The sequence below is a fragment of the Actinoplanes italicus genome (assembly GCF_003001815.1).
GTDB lineage: Bacteria > Actinomycetota > Actinomycetes > Mycobacteriales > Micromonosporaceae > Actinoplanes > Actinoplanes italicus.
In genome coordinates this window covers 239,260-255,702 of sequence record NZ_PVMZ01000011.1, presented here as the reverse complement: position 1 = coordinate 255,702, position 16,443 = coordinate 239,260, and the positions used below count along the sequence as shown (strand labels likewise).

Sequence of the window (16,443 nt, the reverse complement as noted above, 5' to 3'; positions counted from 1 at the left end):
GCCATGGGTATCGAGTTCGACGTGGTCCGGCACGGGCCGGTGAACAGCGTGGCCGAGGCCGCCGTGGCGCAGGGCGTCGAGGTGCGTGACCTGGTCAAGACGCTGGTGGTCCGGCGCGCCGAGGGCGAGTACCTGTTCGTGCTCGTCCCCGGCGATCGGGCCATCTCCTGGCCGAAGCTGCGGGCCCTGCTCGGAGTCAGCCGCCTGTCCATGCCCGACGCGGCGACCGCCAAGGAGGCCACGGGGTACGAGCGGGGCACCATCACCCCCTTCGGGTCGCGGCGGCCGTGGCCGGTGATCGCCGACGAGACCACCCGCGGGCGGACCATCAGCCTGGGCGCCGGTGAGCGCGGCGTCGGGCTCCGGGTGGGCGCCGACGCCGCGGTCAAGGCGCTGGGCGGCTCGTTCGCCGACGTCACTGACCTCAGCTCTTGACGCTCAGCCCTTGAGAATTGCCGCCAGCGCGTCGGCGAGCGGGGTGGTCGGGCGGCCGATCAGGCGGGAGAGGGTGCCGGTCGAGTCGTCCAGGTGCCCCTCGGCGATCTTGGTGTCGGTGTCGGCGAGCAGCCCGGCATAGCCCTCCGGCAGGCCTGCCCCGACGAGCGCCTGCGTGTAGTCGGCGACCGGCAGGTTCTGGTACGCGATTGGACTGCCGGACTGGCGGGCCGTCTCGGCGGCAAGCTCGGCGAGCGTGAACCCGTGGTCGCCGGCCAGCTCGTAGACGCCCGGCTCGCCGTTGATCAGCACGACGGCGGCCGCCTCGGCGAAGTCCGCGCGGGTGGCCGCGGCGATCTTGCCGTCCCCGGCGCTGCCGTACAGCGTGCCCTGGGCCACCGCGCCGGCCAGGGCGCCCGCGTAGTTCTCGACGTACCAGCCGTTGCGCAGGAACGCGTACGGAATCCCGGAGTTCTTGATCTTCTCCTCGGTGGCCTGGTGTTCGGGCGCGAGGCCGATCGGGGTGGTGTCGGCGCGCAGGATGCTGGTGTAAGCCAGGAAGCCCACCCCGGCCGCGCGCGCCGCCTCGATCACCGCGGTGTGCTGGGCGACGCGCTGGCCGACCGCGTTGCCGGAGATCAGCAGCAGCCGGTGGACGCCGGTCAGCGCGGCGGTCAGGGTCTCCGGGCGGTCGTAGTCGCCCTCGCGTACCTCGACGCCGAGTGCCCGCAGTCCGTCGGCCTTCGCGGTGTCCCGGACGACGGCGACGATCTCGCCGGGCTCGGTGCCGCGGGCGATCAGCGACTCGACGACGAGGCGGCCCAGCTGTCCGGTGGCCCCGGTGACGGCGATGGTCATGTCAGCTCCCTGTAGGTGGATCGTCTTCCGGCTGTCGCGCACCGCTGCCTCCCCGTCCGGGAGACAGCGGTAGCGCACAGCCGCCGAAATCCCGGCTGTCGCGCACCGCTGTCTCAGGAGGCCCGAGAGAGCGGTGCGCGACAGCCGGTCCGCTTGGGCGGTGACCAGAACAATGGCACTAACTTTTCGAAAGTGCAAACCATCGGTAAGTGCTGGTATTGTCGCCGGTGTGGACGACGACCTGATCCCCAGCGTGTTCGCGAGGGACTGCGCCTCGCGCGGTGTTCTCGCGAATGTCACCGGCCGCTGGGGCGGTCTGGCGCTGGCCGCGCTGCACGAGGGGTCGTTCCGGTTCAACGCCCTGCGCCGCCGGGTCGACGGAGTGAGCGAGAAGATGCTGGCCCAGACGTTGCAGGCGCTGGAGCGCGACGGCCTGGTCCGCCGGGAGGTGCAGGCCACCATCCCGCCGCGGGTGGAGTACAGCCTCACCGAGTTCGGCACCCGGGTCGCGGCCAAATTCGTCGAGCTGATCGAGCTCGTCGAGGGCGAGATCGGCACGGCCCGCGAGGCGCAGGAGGCGTACGACCGTGCGCATTGATAGTTTTCCGGCGTGAGCAGCGACGACGTCATTCAGACCGAAGTTCCGCCTTCCGGCCCCGGCTGTGCCGAGTGCCTCGACAGCTCGGGCTGGTGGTTCCACCTGCGCCGGTGCGCCCAGTGCGGGCACGTGGGCTGCTGCGACAGCTCGCCCTCGCAGCACGCGACCGCGCACTGGAAGGCGACCGGCCATCCGGTGATCCAGAGCTATGAGCCCGGTGAGGACTGGTTCTGGAACTACGATACGGAGCAGGGCCTCTCCGGCCCGCAGCTCGCGCAGCCCGACAGCCACCCGGCCGACCAGCCCGCACCGGGCCCCGCCGGCGCCGTCCCGTCCGACTGGACCCGCCACCTGAACCGCTGAAACGTCCGACCGCAGCTTCCCCTGAAGGCCTTCCTCAGGTGATGCCCCACACGTCCGATGGTGGGAGCGTCGGATGCTAAGGAGGGCAGATGCGCGGGATCCAGAACATCGGTACGGCCAAACGGCTGGGTGCCATCGTAGCGACCGGCGCGGTGGCACTCGGCGGCATGGCGGCGATCACGCTGACGAGTCAGCAGACCCTGTCGACCCAGGCTGAGGAGATGCGCCGCCTGGAGGCGTGTCTCGCCGCGATCAACCACCTGAACAACCGGCAGAGCGAATTGAAGGTGGACGCGTACCGGGCGGCCCTCGGTCAGGACGTCAACCAGGACGTGGCCGACGACGTGGACTCGTCGAAGAGCGCCGCCGACAAGGTCGAGGCCTGTGGTCTGCCCACGGCGATGCTCCAGGAGTTCAAGAGCTACCGGCCGGACTTCGACGCCTTCAACGTCTTCATCACCAAGTTCGTCAACGACGGGGTCGCCAACCCGAAATCGGTCCTCGGCCGCATCGACGAGATTCCCGAGGCGAACAACAAGACCGACGACCAGCTCGACGCTCTCACCGAGAAGGTCGAGGCCGCGGTCGCCGAGCAGAAGGCCGAGATGGCCGAGGCCGTCGCGAGCACCCGGAACGTCGCGATCATCGTGGCCGGTATCGGCCTGGTCCTGACGATCGGCATGGCCGTCCCGATGGTGCGCTCGATCCTCGGCCCGATCCGCAAGCTCGGCATCGTCATCGACGCCCTCGACAAGGGCGACCTCACCGTCCGCAGCGGCATCACCAGCCGCGACGAGTTCGGTGTGATGGCCGCCGGCCTGGACCGCTCGCTCGACAAGCTGCGCCACTCGATGCAGACCATCGCCCAGGACGCCGACAGCCTGGCCGCCGCCTCGACCGAGCTGGCCGCCGTCTCCGGCGAGATCGCCGCCGCCGTCGACAACACCGACCGGCAGAGCTCCTCCGCCTCCTCCGAGGCCGACGAGATCTCCCGCAACGTGCAGACCGTCGCCGCCGGCTCCGAGGAGATGGGCCTGTCGATCCGCGAGATCTCCCGCAACACCAGCGAGGCCGTCCAGATCGCCGCTGTCGCGGTCACCGAGGCCGCCCGCGCCACCGACACCATCCGCCAGCTCGGCGAGTCGTCCGCCGAGATCGGCAACGTCATCAAGCTGATCACCTCGATCGCCGAGCAGACCAACCTGCTCGCCCTCAACGCCACCATCGAGGCGGCGCGGGCCGGCGACGCGGGCAAGGGCTTCGCGGTCGTCGCCAGTGAGGTCAAGGACCTCGCCCAGGAGACCGCGCGGGCCACCGAGGACATCCACACCCGGGTCAACGCCATCCAGCAGGACACCGGCGGCGCGGTCGAGGTAATCAACCGCATCTCCGAGGTCATCGCGCAGATCAACGACTTCCAGACCACCATCGCCTCGGCGGTGGAGGAGCAGACCGCCACCACCGGCGAGATGAGCCGCAGCATCGCCGAGGTCGCCGCCGGTTCCCAGCGCATCGCCACCAACATCAGCGACGTCTCCTCCGCGAGCGCCGCCACGGTCGGCGGCGTCAACCAGACGCTGGAGGCCAGCACCGAGGTGTCACGTACCGCCGAGGAACTGCGCACCCTGGTCGGCGCGTTCAAGTTCTGAGTGGTTCCCCGCAGGGCCGGCCGCCTGATGGCGACCGGCCCTGCGTCCGTCTGTTCCCTCAAGGCCTGGAAGGGTCTGCCGATGGGATGCTCATGCCTAAGCTGAACCGACGCTCGGCAGCGCCCGTCGACGACGACGCGCTGCTCAAGCGGCGGCGCACCATCGAGACCGCGGCGCTGGTGGCGCGAAGCTTCGGGATGGTCTCCACCGCTCTCGCGGCGGCCGGAACCCATATGGCGTCGGCCGCGGTCGTCACCGGCGACGTGCGGGCCGCCTGCTGGGCAGGCGTCGCCGCGATGGCGGTCACGAACACCCTCTCCTATCTGGGCCGGCGCAGGCCCGCCTCGGCCTGGTACCCGCGACTCAGTGCGATGCAGTCGGTGCTCGACACCGCGACGATCGTCGGTATCGTGGTCCTCGTGTCACGCCAGAGCGACATGGCCACCTGGCCGCTGCTCGCTCCGGCCATCGCCGTCGCGGCGACCCGGCACCAGCTCCGCGGCGCGTTGCTCGTCTTCGCGGCCACCACACTCGGCTTCGCGCTGCTGGTGCCCGGTTCCCCCGAGCTGTTCTTCCTGGCGGTCGTCGGCTTCATGATCGCGGTGATCACCGGCACCCAGGCCTCCGCGCTGAACCGGCACCTGACCGCGCTGAACGAGACCCGGCGCGAGCTGCAGCACCAGGCCACCCACGACCCGCTCACCGGACTGCCGAACCGGGGGCGCCTGGCCGCCTACGCCGACGAGCGGGCCGGCCGGCCACTGGCCGTACTGCTGCTCGACCTCAACGGGTTCAAACAGATCAACGATACGTACGGCCACGCCGCCGGTGACCTGCTGCTGCACGAGGTCGGCACCCGGCTGACGGCGGCGCTCGGCCCCGGCGGGATGGCCGGCCGGCTCGGTGGCGACGAGTTCCTGGTGCTGCTGCCCGAGGCGGACCCGGCCGTGGTGGCGCGGGCGCTGGTCCGGATCCGCGAGTCGGTCCGGCAGCCGATCGCCATCGGCGACGGCCGTACCGCGACCGTCGGGGTCAGCGCCGGGGTCGCGCTGCGGCCCTCCGGCGGTGACGCGACCCTCGACGCGCTCTGTGCCGAGGCCGACGCCGCCATGTACCGGGACAAGCGCGGCCGTGCCGTCGCCGCCTGACCACCCGCGAGACCGGCGGGCCGACGCGTCGCTGCGGTCGCGGCGGCGTGCCGTCGAGATCGCCCAGCTGGTCTCCCGGACCGTGGGGCTGCTCTGCACGGTCCTCTACATGAGCGGCGTGACCGGGTACGGCCCGGACCGTCTCAGCGGAGACATGACGCGTGCCTGCGAGCTCGGCCTCGTCCTGATGACCGCGGCGAACCTGCTCGGCCTCCGTAACGCGCTGCGGCCCGGGTCCCGCTGGTACCAGCCGTCCAGCGCGGTGCAGGCCGTGTTCGACACCGTCACGATCATCGCGTTCGTCACCGTCTCGGAGCGCGACTTCGCACAGACCACGTGGCCGCTGCTGGGCCTGAGCATCTCCATCGCCGCGATCCGGCACCAGCTGACCGGCGCGATCCTCGCCTACCTGGCGACGTCGGTGGCGTACCTGCTGCTGGTCCCGGACCTGACCGACGCCGCCTTCGTGCTCGGCATCGGGGCGATGACCGCGATCATCGCGGGTTCCCAGTCGACCGCCTTCGCCCGTCAGCTCACCGCTCTGCAGGAGACCCGCCGGGCACTGCAGCACCAGGCCACCCACGACGGGCTCACCGGACTGCCGAACCGGGCCCACCTCGAGGAGTACGCCGCCCGGCTGAAGGGTGGCGCGCTGGGCGTACTGCTGCTCGATCTCAATGGTTTCAAGCAGGTCAACGACACGCACGGCCACGCGGCCGGCGACCGTCTCCTGCACGAGATCGGCGGCCGCCTCACCACTGCCGCCGGCCCGAGCGCCGTGGCCGGGCGGCTCGGCGGCGACGAGTTCCTGATCCTGCTGCCCGGCGCCGGTCGCGCCGGGGCGACCGCCACCTGTGAGCGGGTCCGCGACGCGGTCCGCCGCCCGGTCGGCCTGGGCGACGGCGTCGAGGTCACGGTCGGTGTCAGCATCGGGGTGGCGTTGCGCCCGGCCGGCGGCGAGACGACCCTCGACTGCCTGACGGCCGAGGCGGACGCCGCCATGTACCGCGAGAAGCACGACCGCAGGGCCGCCTGAGATCGATCCATTGCGATGCCTGCCGGGGGCGGGTAGCGTGCCGTTCACACGTCGGTAACGACAGGGGACTGCCCGGGGCGGGTGGAACGCGTCAGAGAACGCTGTCCATACCCTCCCAAGAGGCAGGTCATGAAGAGAAGACTGGCCACGATCGCCGCCGTCCTCGCCACCCTCACCGCATCCGTGCTCATGTTCGTCCAGCCCGCCCACGCCGCCACCGGCCTGCACATCAGCGGCCGGAACATCGTCGAGGCCAACGGCTCCACGTTCGTGATGCGCGGCATCAACCACATGCACACCTGGTACGCCGGACAGACCGGCTCGTTCGCCGACATCAAGGCGACCGGCGCCAACACGGTCCGCGTCGTGCTCAGTGGCGGCCGCTGGACGGCCAACACCGCCGCCGACGTCACCAACGTGATCAACCTGTGCAAAGCCAACAGGCTGATCTGCGTGCTGGAGAACCACGACACCACGGGGTACGGCGAGGACGCCGCCGCCTACTCCCTCGACCAGGCCGTCAACTACTGGATCGGGCTGAAGAGCGTGCTCGTCGGCCAGGAGAACCACGTCGTCATCAACATAGGCAACGAGCCGATCGGCAACACGAACCCGGGCCAGTGGACCGCCGCGACCGTCGCCGCGATCCAGAAGATGCGCACCAACGGGTTCGAGCACCTGCTCATGATCGACGCCCCGAACTGGGGTCAGGACTGGCAGTACACCATGCGCGACAACGCGCAGACGGTCCTGGACGCCGACACCCGCGACAACACGGTGCTGTCGATCCACATGTACGCCGTGTTCAACACCGCCGCGTCGATCCGCAACTACCTCGACGTCTTCCAGAACAACAACTGGCCCCTGGTCATCGGCGAGTTCGGCTGGCAGTTCGACTCCGGCCAGGTCGACGACCAGACGCTGATCGCCGAGGCGCAGGCCCGCGGCATCGGCTACCTCGGCTGGTCCTGGGCCGGCAACACCGACCCGATCCTGGACATGACGAACAACTTCGACGCGGCGTCGCTCACCACGTGGGGCCAGCGCGTCATCGACGGCGCCAACGGAATCCGGGCCACCAGTAAGGAGGCCACCATCTACGGCGGTGTCCAGCCCAGCTCGCCGGGTCCGTCGCCGAGCTCGCCGTCGCCCAGCTCGCCGTCTCCCTCACCGTCGACGCCGGCCGGCGCCTGCACCGCCACCTACGCGGTCACCGGCCAGTGGCCCGGCGGTTTCCAGGGCGACGTCAAGGTGACCGCCGGCAGCGCGGCGATCAAGGGCTGGACGGTGACGTGGACGTACGCCAGCGGCCAGACCGTCTCGAACGCCTGGGGAGCGACCGTGACCAGCAGCGGCTCCACGGTGACGGCTCGCAACGCGGCCTGGAACGGTAGCCTTTCCGCCGGAGCGAGCACCAACTTCGGTTTCCTGGGTTCGTGGAACGGTAGCAACACCCCACCGACCCTCAGCTGTACGGCTAGCTGAGGCTCTGTTGCCATGGGAGCGCTCCCATGGCAACATGGGCGGTGACGCGCGCCCGCCCCGGCGCAGATCCCCGCCCCTGTCGACGAAGTGCGCCCTCTCTCACGTGGGGTGAGAGAGGGCGGCTCGCCGGACCGTCTCGGTGCGACTCGCCGGGCCGTCTCGGTGTGGCTCACCAGGCCGCCCCGTGTGGCTCACCGGGCCTGCCCCGTGCGGCTCGCCGGACCGTCTCGGTGCGGCTCACCGTGCCGCCTCACGTGGGGTGAGACGGCCGGTCCGTTGCCGTCCGGCGCGGACCGCTGACTCAACTCTCGCGAGACAGCGGTCCGCGCCGGACGGTGGTACTCCATCGATGGATACCGGTCCGCGTGGGCGGCGGATACTCTGCGCGCGTGGCGCGTACCCGACTGTCCTATGCGGAAGCCGTCAAGCTGCTCGTCGGCGGCACCGATCCCGTCACGGTCCTCGGACGCCTGGCCGGGGGAGCGCTGCTTCTCGCCACGCCGTTCAGCGAGACCGCATTGTCACTCTTCGACGCCAAGGGCGAGGCGAACAACCTGCTGCGCGACCTGGTCGGGCGGGCGCCCGCCCGGATCCGGGCCGAGCGGGGACGGCGCCACTACGAGCTGATCGAGGCGGCGCACACCGTGCTGGTGCTGTCGGCCTTCTTCGACGCCCTCGGCGGGTACATCGGCGATCGGCTCGCCGCGCTGGAGCTCACCGACGACGAGAAACGCCGCATCGGCACCGGCGAGCTGCGGCCACTCGGGAGCCCAGCGGCGGTCGCCATGCCCGACGCGCTGACCGGCTTCACCGAGAACCTGCCGGCCGTCGAGCGGGCGCTGCACGGCATGCACCACGCCTTCCGTGAGTTCGCGGGTGGGCTCGCCGCAGCCCGGGGGATGACGATGCCGCCCGCGGACGGAGCGGTCGAACTCGCGCTGCAGATCTATCGCGAGGGGTACGTGCGGCTCGCCGCCGACGTGCCGGAGTTCGAGATCTGGACTCGCCTGGACGAGCACGCCGCCACCCGTGCCGAGGTGCGGCGGCAGACGGAGACGCTGACCGGGATCGCCGAAGTGCTGCGGCGCACCGTCGACGGAGCAGCGCCCGCCGCCGTGGAAGGCCTGGCCCGGCACCACGCGGAGGCGTTGCGGCGGCCGCTGTGGCGCTCCGACGCCCCCGCGCCGGACGGGCTGACCTTTCCGCTCGTCGAGCAGGGGTTCATCAGCCCGCGGTTCCGGCTGGCGGTCTCGGCGAAGGACTCCCGGCTCAGCAGCGAGGACTGGTGGTCACGGCTCGACCTGCGGGAGGACCTGGAAGGGTTCCTCGCCAGCTATCTCGCCGCGTCTCCCAGCACACAGCGCCCGCTGATCATTCTCGGGCACCCTGGCGCCGGGAAGTCACTGCTGACCGAGGTTCTGGCGGCACGGATCCCGGCCGAGGCGTTCACCACCGTGCGGGTCCCGCTGCGCCGGGTCGATCCGGACCTGCCGGTCCACCGTCAGATCGAGGCGGCCGTCGAACTCGTCACCAAGGACCGGATCTCCTGGGGCGAGTTCTGCCGGGTGTCGGCGCCCACCACGAAAGTTGTGCTCCTGGACGGGTTCGACGAGCTGGTCCAGGCGACCGGGGTCACCCAGTCCAACTATGTCGAGGCGGTCGCGGCCTTCCAGCAGGAGGAGTGGGTGCTGGGCCGGCCCGTCGTCGTCGTGATCACCTCGCGAACGCTGGTCATGGACCGCACGGTCGTCCGCGAGAGCACCATCGTGCTCAAACTCGAGCCCTTCGACGAACCGCAGGTCGAACGCTGGACCAGGGCCTGGAACGCCGCCAACGGGTCGCGGACGGGGTTCCGGCCGCTCACCGCCGCCGAGTTGTGGCGGCACCGGGACCTGGCCGGGCAACCGCTGTTGCTGCTGATGCTGGCCGTCTACGCGGCCGAAGCGGGCGATCGCGGGTTCGATGCCGACGAACTCACCACGCATCAGCTGTATCAACGGTTGCTGGACACCTTCATCCGCCGCCAGGTACGCGAGAAGGCGAAACACGAACTCGGGGACGGCCGGTTCACCGAGCTGGAGGCGGCGAGCCGGCGCGATCTGGCCGCTGTCGCCTTCGCGATGTTCAACCGGCGCCGGCAGTGGGTGGACGAGGCGGACCTCGGCCGGGATCTGGAGGCGCTGCACCCGGAGAGCGCCGATGCGGAACGCGGGCCGGGTGAGCCGGTGAGTCGCGCCCGGCGGACGATCGCGGCGTTCTTCTTCGTGCACGTCGCGCAGACCGACGACGTGGTCCGCACACCGGGGCGGCGGTCGTACGAGTTCCTGCACGCGACGTTCGCCGAGTATCTGGTGGCCGAGCACACCCTGGAGGTGCTCGGGGATCTTGCGGAGGACTGGCAGCGGGCCCGGCGGCGGGCCTACGGCGCGACGTTGGACGACCGTGTGCTGCGAGCACTGCTGTCACATCAGCCTCTGACCAACGGCGAGCAGATTTTGCCGTTCGTGGAGGCGATGATCATGTCGATGGAGGAGGGCGAACGAGCCGCTCTCGGAGACGTCGTCGTGGAGCTTTTCCGGACCGCCCGCAGGTATGTGGCCGACGGTGAGTACCGGCCTACCCCGTTCGACGCGGTGAACCGGCTGGCCGCCTACACCGCCAATCTGGTGCTGCTCGGGGCCCTGTGCCGACGGGGCGGAATCAGCGTTGCGGAGCTGTGCGGCGGCGACGACGGCTCTGGGATCGCGACAACAGTGTCGCTGTGGCGCAGCGGCCTGCACCCCGAGGTGCAGAAGGCATTCTTCAACACCCTCATCAGAGTCGATGATTCGTTGCGGATCAACCCTGGAACAACATCGACTCTGCCTGAGCTGAGAGAGGCCCAGCTGGTTGGTGACTCCTTCATGGAAGCTGTATTGGGGGCCGGGGTCGGGACTCTGCAGATGGATACCCGAGGATCTGTGCACAGATATGAGATGACGCCGTTTCAGCGAGAGTGTCATATTCAAGTCGTGCGGATTTGTGTATTCCGGCGGCCGATCATGATAGGAAACCGGCTCACCCCCTGGGATGAACGCCTTTATGCTCGATTTGCTCGGTGGCTCGAGAAGTCTGAACGAAAGAAGCCGCATCCTGAAACGGTTACTCTGCTTGCCAACTATCTCGTCATGGACGGTGGTGGAATTGCTGCGGAAACGTTCTACAAGATATTCCGGCTTGCGCTCCTTCCTGACGGTGCAGGTGGGATCAACTACTCGGTTGCGCTGCTCGTCCTACATTATCCGGAACTCTTGCGGCTAATGCCGAGCTTGAAGGAAGATCTCATGAGTTTCGGATCATCGGTGATGATGTACGAGATTGCGAGAGAGCGGCAAGCGCGGGATCCGGAAATGCTGGATGAGATCGTCGATAGCTATCGAAAAAGTCTGATGAAATCTGGCGATATCTCTGCAGGAAGGGTCACTGCTTCGATGGTTGTGGGCTTGAAGTCGATTCCTGCATTGATTCCTTCACTCCTTGAGGCGCTCATGATAACCGGCCCGACAAGCTGGCCGCAAGTGAATCCAAAAGATCTCATGGCGGCTGTCGGGAATGTTGACGTCGGTCTCCAAAAAGTGCAACAAGCCCTCACGGACTATATCGAAACGCGGGGTGACAGCCTATTCGACGGTGAAGACCTCGAGGCCTTTGAACGGATCAAACAGCTGGTTCAACGGCCGAATGTTTGAGCCCGCGGCATGCCGGCGCTGAAAGGGGACGGGGCCGGTGCGGTTGAGCGCCGCCGGCCCCGTACAAGAAGAGAGGTCAGGTCCAGGAGGACAGGATCTCGGGGACCGTTGCGGATTGCAGGGCGGCCGGAACCGGCGGCGGCGTCCGGCCGAAACGCGGCGCGGGCGCCGGCTGGGTCACGCCGTCCACCGAGATGAACGCGTTCCGCGCCTGGTTGTGCGGGTGCGAAGGGGCCTCCGTCAGCGACAGCACAGGGCTCACGCAGGCGTCGAGCGGCTCGAAGATCGCGGCCCACTCGTCGCGGGTCTTCGTCAGGAAGCGTGAAGTGAAGCGGCGCCGCAGTTCCGGCCAGGCCTTGAAGTCGAACTGGCCGGGCAGGTCAGGGTCGTCGTCGAGTTCCAGGCCCTTGAGCAGGGCGGCGTAGAACTGCGGTTCCAGGGAGCCGACCGCCAGGTAACCGCCGTCGGACGCCTCGTAGGTGTCGTAGAACGGTGCTCCGCCGTCGAGCAGGTTCTGGCCGCGGCCGCCGGGCCACTTGCCGTCGGCCAGGAAACCGTGCAGGAACGTCATGAGCAGCGATGACCCGTCGACCATCGCGGCGTCGACGACCTGGCCGCGGCCGGAGGTGGCCCGTTCCAGCAGGGCGGAGAGGACGCCGACGGCCAGCAGCATGCCGCCGCCGGCGAAGTCGCCGAGCAGGTTGATCGGGGCGTGCGGGCGTTCGCCGGGGCGGCCCAGCGGTTCGAGGGCGCCGGCGATCGCGATGTAGTCGATGTCGTGTCCTGCGGCTCGGGCCAGCGGACCTTCCTGACCCCAGCCGGTCATCCGGGCGTACACCAATCTGGGGTTGATCTTCTCGCACTCGCCGGGGCCGAAACCGAGACGTTCGGCGACGCCGGGACGGTAGCCCTCGACCAGGACGTCAGCCTTCGTGATCAGGGCGAGCAGCCCGGACCTGCCCTCCTCGGACTTCAGATCGAGGGTGACCATCCGGCGGCCGCGCTGCATCGGACCGATCGGTCCGGTGCCGCCGGGACGGTCGACGAGGACCACGTCGGCGCCCAGGTCGGCCAGGATCATGCAGCCGAACGGGGCCGGCGCGAGGCCGGCCAGCTCGACGACACGGACACCGTGCAGCGGGCCCCGGCGGGAGGAGGCGGCGCCGCCGTCGTCCAGGGGGCCGCCCCGGTCAGAGGACACGGGAGATCAGCTCCTTCATGATCTCGTTGGTGCCGCCGTAGATCTTCTGGACCCGGGCGTCCGCGTACATCTTCGAGATCGGGTACTCGGTGGTGTACCCGTATCCGCCGAAGATCTGCAGGCAGCGGTCGACGACCTCGCACTGGCCCTCGGTGAGATAGAGCTTGGCCATCGCCGCGGTCGCCACGTCGAGCTCACCGCGGGCGTGCCGCTGGATGCAGTCGTCCAGGAACGTACGCGACACGCGTGTCCGGGTGGCGACGTCGGCGAGCACCATCCGGGTGTTCTGGTGGCCGAGCAGCGGCTTGCCGAACGCGGTGCGCTCCTTGGCGTACGCGGTCGCCATCTCGACGGCCCGCTGCATGGCGGCGACCGCGCCCACCCCGATGACCAGGCGCTCCTGCGGGAGCTGCTGCATCATCTGGATGAATCCGGACCCCTCGGTCCCCAAGAGGTTCGCGGCGGGAACACGGAAGTCGTCGAAGAACAGCTCGGCCGTGTCGTTGGAGTGCAGGCCGATCTTCTCGATCTTGCGGCCGCGGCGGAACCCTTCGGGATCGCCCGTCAGCTCACAGATCAGCAGCGAGATCCCGTGCGCGCGTGCGGACGTGTCGGTCTTCACGGCGAGGACCAACAGGTCCGCAAGAATTCCGTTGGTGATGAACGTCTTCGAACCGTTCACCACATAGTCGTCGCCGTCGCGGATCGCCTTGGTGCGGATGGCCTGCACGTCGGAACCGCCGTCGGGCTCGGTTATCGCGATCGCGCCGATCAGCTCGCCGCTGACCAGGCCGGGCAGCCAGCGCTGCTTCTGCTCCTCGGAGCCGTACTCGTTGATGTAGCCGGTGACGATGCCGCTGTGCACGGCGATGCCCAGGCTACCCTCGCCGGCCAGCGTCTGTTCGTGCAACAGCACCGCTTCGTGGGTGAAGTCGCCGCCACCGCCGCCGTACTCCTCCGGTATCGAGAGGCCGAGCAGTCCCAGCTCGCCGGCCCGGCGGTAGTGCTCGCGGTCGGGATGGCCCTGCTGCTCCAGGCGTTCGGCGTGCGGCAGCACCTCCTTGGTGAAGAAGGCGCGGGCGAGCTCGGCCAGGTCGTCGTGTTCCGGCTTGCGCCACGGTTCGACGTAACCGTCCATTCCGGGGGTCGGCATCGACCTACCATCGAGCACTATTGGCGATGTGTCAACAAGGCGGATATGAATTGCCGCGATTCATCTGTCCCGCCGATGGAAACATAGATGAAACGGGCATCTCGGAACGCGATGGATCGACGTGCCGTAAGGTCGGGCGGGTGAGTGTCGAGGCCATGCGCCGCCGCCGGCTGGAACCGGACGCCCGGCGCGAACAGATCCTGTCGGTGGCGATCCGCCTTTTCGGGGCGAAACCCTACGCCGAGGTCTCCACCACCGACGTCGCCCGGGACGCCGGCGTGGCGCGAGGGCTGGTCAACCACTATTTCGGTACGAAAAAGGACCTCTACCTCGAAGTCGTCCGAGTCATGCTCACCGTGCCCGAAACGGCGCTGGAGCAACTTCCCGAGGGCGAACTTCCCGAACGGGCCGATTCCATCGTCAGCTGGTTCCTCGACGTGGTCTCCCGGCACAGCACCTCCTGGCTGGCCGCCACCGGTGCCGGCGGGATGGCCGGTGATGCGGATGTGGACGAAGTGATCGCTGAGGCGGTCGATGTCGCGGCGGACGGGATTCTGCGCGCGGTGGGGATGGGGGAGGAGCCCACTCCCGCGCTGCGTGGCATGGCCCGTTCATACGTGGGGCTGGCGATCTGGACGGCACGGGAGTGGCTGCAGCGCGGTGTCCTGACCCGTGAGCAGGTGCACCTGCTGCTGGCGACCAACCTGGTGACCATGGTGAAGCGGGTCTTCCCCCAAGCTCGTTGATGCGGACCGGACCGTCCGGCGATCGGACGGTCCGGTCCCGCCGACGGACCACCCGGTCCCGCTTTGAGCTAGCCTCCTAGGATGCCGGAGAAGGTGTGACGTCGGATCGTCAGGGTGCTGGACAAGCCCTGGCGGGCGGCGCAGCGTCAGGGCATGGGTGCCTATCGCGAGGCGTACGAGCGCAGCATCACCGACCCGGACGGCTTCTGGCGGTCCGCGGCCGAGGCGATCGACTGGGTACGGCCGCCCGGGCGGATCCTCGACGACACCGAGGCCCCGATCTTCCGGTGGTTCCCCGACGCCGAGCTGAACACCTGCCACAACGCGCTCGACCGGCATGTCCGGGATGGACGCGGTGACCAGGCCGCGCTGATCCACGACAGCCCGGTGACCGGATCGGTGCGAGCCCGCACCTACCGCGAGCTGCGGGACGAGGTCGCGCTGTTCGCGGGGGCGCTGCGACGGCTCGGTGTGGAGCGCGGCGACCGGGTGATCATCTACATGGCGATGGTGCCGGAGGCGGTCGTCGCGATGCTCGCCTGCGCCCGGCTCGGCGCCGTCCACTCCGTCGTCTTCGGCGGGTTCGGCGCGCATGAACTCGCGGCCCGCATCGACGACGCGCAGCCCCGCGTCGTCGTGGCCACGTCGTGCGGGATCGAGGCGGGCCGGGTCGTGCCGTATCAGCCGATGCTCGAGGCGGCGCTTGCCGAATCCGATCATGCGCCGGCGCACTGCGTGATCCTGCAGCGGCCCGAGGCGGCCTTCACACTGACGCCGGGCCGCGATCTGACATGGGCGGACGCGGTCGATGGTGCGGAACCGGCGGACTGCGTGCCGGTGCGGGCCACCGATCCGCTCTACATCCTCTACACCTCGGGGACGACCGGGAAACCCAAAGGCGTGGTCCGGGACAACGGCGGGCATGCGGTGGCTCTGCGGTGGTCGATGGAGAAGATCTTCGGCGTACGGGCGGGCGAGGTCTTCTGGGCCGCGTCGGACGTCGGATGGGTCGTCGGACACTCGTACATCGTGTACGGTCCGCTGCTGCTCGGGGCGACCACGATCCTGTACGAGGGCAAACCGGTCGGCACCCCTGACGCGGGCGCGTTCTGGCGGGTCGTCGAGCAGCACCGGGTGGCGGCGATGTTCACGGCGCCCACCGCGATCCGGGCCGTGCGCAAGGAGGACCCGGAGGGCAAACTGCTGGCCGGGCGGGACGTGAGCGCTCTGCGGCTGCTGTTCCTGGCGGGGGAGCGGCTCGACACCCGTACCTACGACTGGGCCCGTGAGCTGCTCGGCATCCCGGTGATCGACAACTGGTGGCAGACCGAGACGGGCTGGCCGATCGCGGCGAGCCCGCGTGGCCTGGAGGAGCTGCCGACCCGGCCGGGTTCACCGTCGGTGCCGATGCCCGGCTACCGGGTCCGGATCGTCGACGCGAGCGGCGTGGACGTGGCGCCCGGTGGGGAGGGGTCGATCGTCCTGGGGCTGCCGTTGCCGCCCGGCTGTCTGCCGACCCTGTGGCGCGACGACGAGCGTTACGTGCGGTCCTACCTGTCCACTTTCCAGGGCGGCTACCTGACGGGCGACGGAGGGACCTTCGACCCCGACGGCTATCTGTACGTGCTGGGCCGCACCGATGATGTGATCAATGTGGCCGGTCACCGGCTGTCGACGGGTTCGATGGAGGAGGCGCTGTCCGCTCATCCGGCGGTCGCCGAGTGCGCTGTGATCGGGGTTGCCGACGAGCTGAAGGGCCAGGTGCCGCGCGGTCTCGTGGTGGTGCGTGACGGTGCCGCGGTGCATCCCGCGGAACTGGTGGGGTGGGTGCGGGAGCGTCTGGGCCCGGTGGCGGCGCTGCGGCGCATCGACGTGGTGGCGGCCCTGCCGAAGACCCGGTCCGGCAAGATCCTTCGCGGCACGATGCGGGGCATCGCCGACGGCCGTGACGAGCCGGTTCCCGCGACCATCGAGAATCCGGCCGTCTTGGACGCGTTGCGCCCGGTGCTGCGTCCCGGCGGCGTTGCCGGCTCGTGACCGGCG

13 protein-coding genes are annotated in these 16,443 nt (G+C 69.4%); 10 read left to right on the top strand and 3 right to left on the bottom strand.

Features of this window, described 5'->3' with window-relative positions; all coding sequences use genetic code 11:
* Positions 1 to 3: 3 nt before the first annotated feature.
* Positions 4 to 435, top strand: coding sequence for an aminoacyl-tRNA deacylase (locus tag CLV67_RS26735; RefSeq protein WP_106323230.1), 432 nt, complete (start codon positions 4 to 6; stop codon positions 433 to 435).
* Positions 436 to 438: 3 nt separating this feature from the next.
* Here CLV67_RS26735 and CLV67_RS26730 read toward each other — a convergent pair whose 3' ends face one another.
* Positions 439 to 1,293 carry an SDR family oxidoreductase gene (locus CLV67_RS26730; RefSeq protein ID WP_106323057.1) on the bottom strand — a complete coding sequence of 285 codons (855 nt, stop codon included), beginning with the start codon at positions 1,291 to 1,293 and terminating at the stop codon, positions 439 to 441.
* Between the two features lie 229 nt (positions 1,294 to 1,522).
* Here CLV67_RS26730 and CLV67_RS26725 point away from each other — a divergent pair, with 229 nt between their 5' ends.
* The 7 genes from CLV67_RS26725 (at position 1,523) to CLV67_RS26695 (ending at position 11,300) form a co-directional block, all read left to right on the top strand.
* Positions 1,523 to 1,891, top strand: coding sequence for a winged helix-turn-helix transcriptional regulator (locus CLV67_RS26725; RefSeq protein WP_239166523.1), 369 nt, complete (start codon positions 1,523 to 1,525; stop codon positions 1,889 to 1,891).
* Positions 1,892 to 1,903: 12 nt separating this feature from the next.
* Positions 1,904 to 2,254 carry a UBP-type zinc finger domain-containing protein gene (locus tag CLV67_RS26720; protein ID WP_106323052.1) on the top strand — a complete coding sequence of 117 codons (351 nt, stop codon included), beginning with the start codon at positions 1,904 to 1,906 and terminating at the stop codon, positions 2,252 to 2,254.
* 89 nt (positions 2,255 to 2,343) lie between these two features.
* On the top strand, positions 2,344 to 3,903 hold the full coding sequence (locus CLV67_RS26715) for a methyl-accepting chemotaxis protein (RefSeq protein ID WP_106323050.1): 1,560 nt from the start codon (positions 2,344 to 2,346) through the stop codon (positions 3,901 to 3,903).
* Positions 3,904 to 3,995: 92 nt separating this feature from the next.
* Positions 3,996 to 5,051 (top strand): sensor domain-containing diguanylate cyclase, encoded by a 1,056-nt coding sequence (locus CLV67_RS26710; protein ID WP_170154003.1) that lies wholly within the window; start codon positions 3,996 to 3,998, stop codon positions 5,049 to 5,051.
* A complete protein-coding gene (locus tag CLV67_RS26705; RefSeq protein ID WP_106323046.1) occupies positions 5,035 to 6,087 on the top strand; it encodes a GGDEF domain-containing protein in 1,053 nt (350 codons plus the stop codon). Before CLV67_RS26710 ends, CLV67_RS26705 begins: the two co-directional genes overlap by 17 nt.
* Positions 6,088 to 6,216: 129 nt before the next feature.
* Positions 6,217 to 7,572 carry a cellulase family glycosylhydrolase gene (locus CLV67_RS26700; RefSeq protein ID WP_106323044.1) on the top strand — a complete coding sequence of 452 codons (1,356 nt, stop codon included), beginning with the start codon at positions 6,217 to 6,219 and terminating at the stop codon, positions 7,570 to 7,572.
* 389 nt (positions 7,573 to 7,961) lie between these two features.
* Entirely contained in the window at positions 7,962 to 11,300 is a 3,339-nt protein-coding gene (locus CLV67_RS26695; protein WP_146169295.1) for an NACHT domain-containing protein, read from the top strand.
* A gap of 76 nt (positions 11,301 to 11,376) precedes the next feature.
* Here CLV67_RS26695 and CLV67_RS26690 read toward each other — a convergent pair whose 3' ends face one another.
* Together CLV67_RS26690 and CLV67_RS26685 are read right to left on the bottom strand one after the other, a co-directional pair.
* Positions 11,377 to 12,501, bottom strand: coding sequence for a CaiB/BaiF CoA transferase family protein (locus CLV67_RS26690; protein WP_239166524.1), 1,125 nt, complete (start codon positions 12,499 to 12,501; stop codon positions 11,377 to 11,379).
* Positions 12,491 to 13,654, bottom strand: coding sequence for an acyl-CoA dehydrogenase family protein (locus CLV67_RS26685; protein WP_106323040.1), 1,164 nt, complete (start codon positions 13,652 to 13,654; stop codon positions 12,491 to 12,493). Before CLV67_RS26685 ends, CLV67_RS26690 begins: the two co-directional genes overlap by 11 nt.
* A gap of 140 nt (positions 13,655 to 13,794) precedes the next feature.
* On the opposite strand from CLV67_RS26685, the gene CLV67_RS26680 reads away from it, so the two are divergent.
* A complete protein-coding gene (locus CLV67_RS26680; protein ID WP_106323038.1) occupies positions 13,795 to 14,400 on the top strand; it encodes a TetR/AcrR family transcriptional regulator in 606 nt (201 codons plus the stop codon).
* A gap of 153 nt (positions 14,401 to 14,553) precedes the next feature.
* Complete coding sequence (locus CLV67_RS26675; protein WP_106323226.1) at positions 14,554 to 16,437, top strand: propionyl-CoA synthetase; 1,884 nt, start codon at positions 14,554 to 14,556, stop codon at positions 16,435 to 16,437.
* Positions 16,438 to 16,443 lie beyond the last annotated feature (6 nt).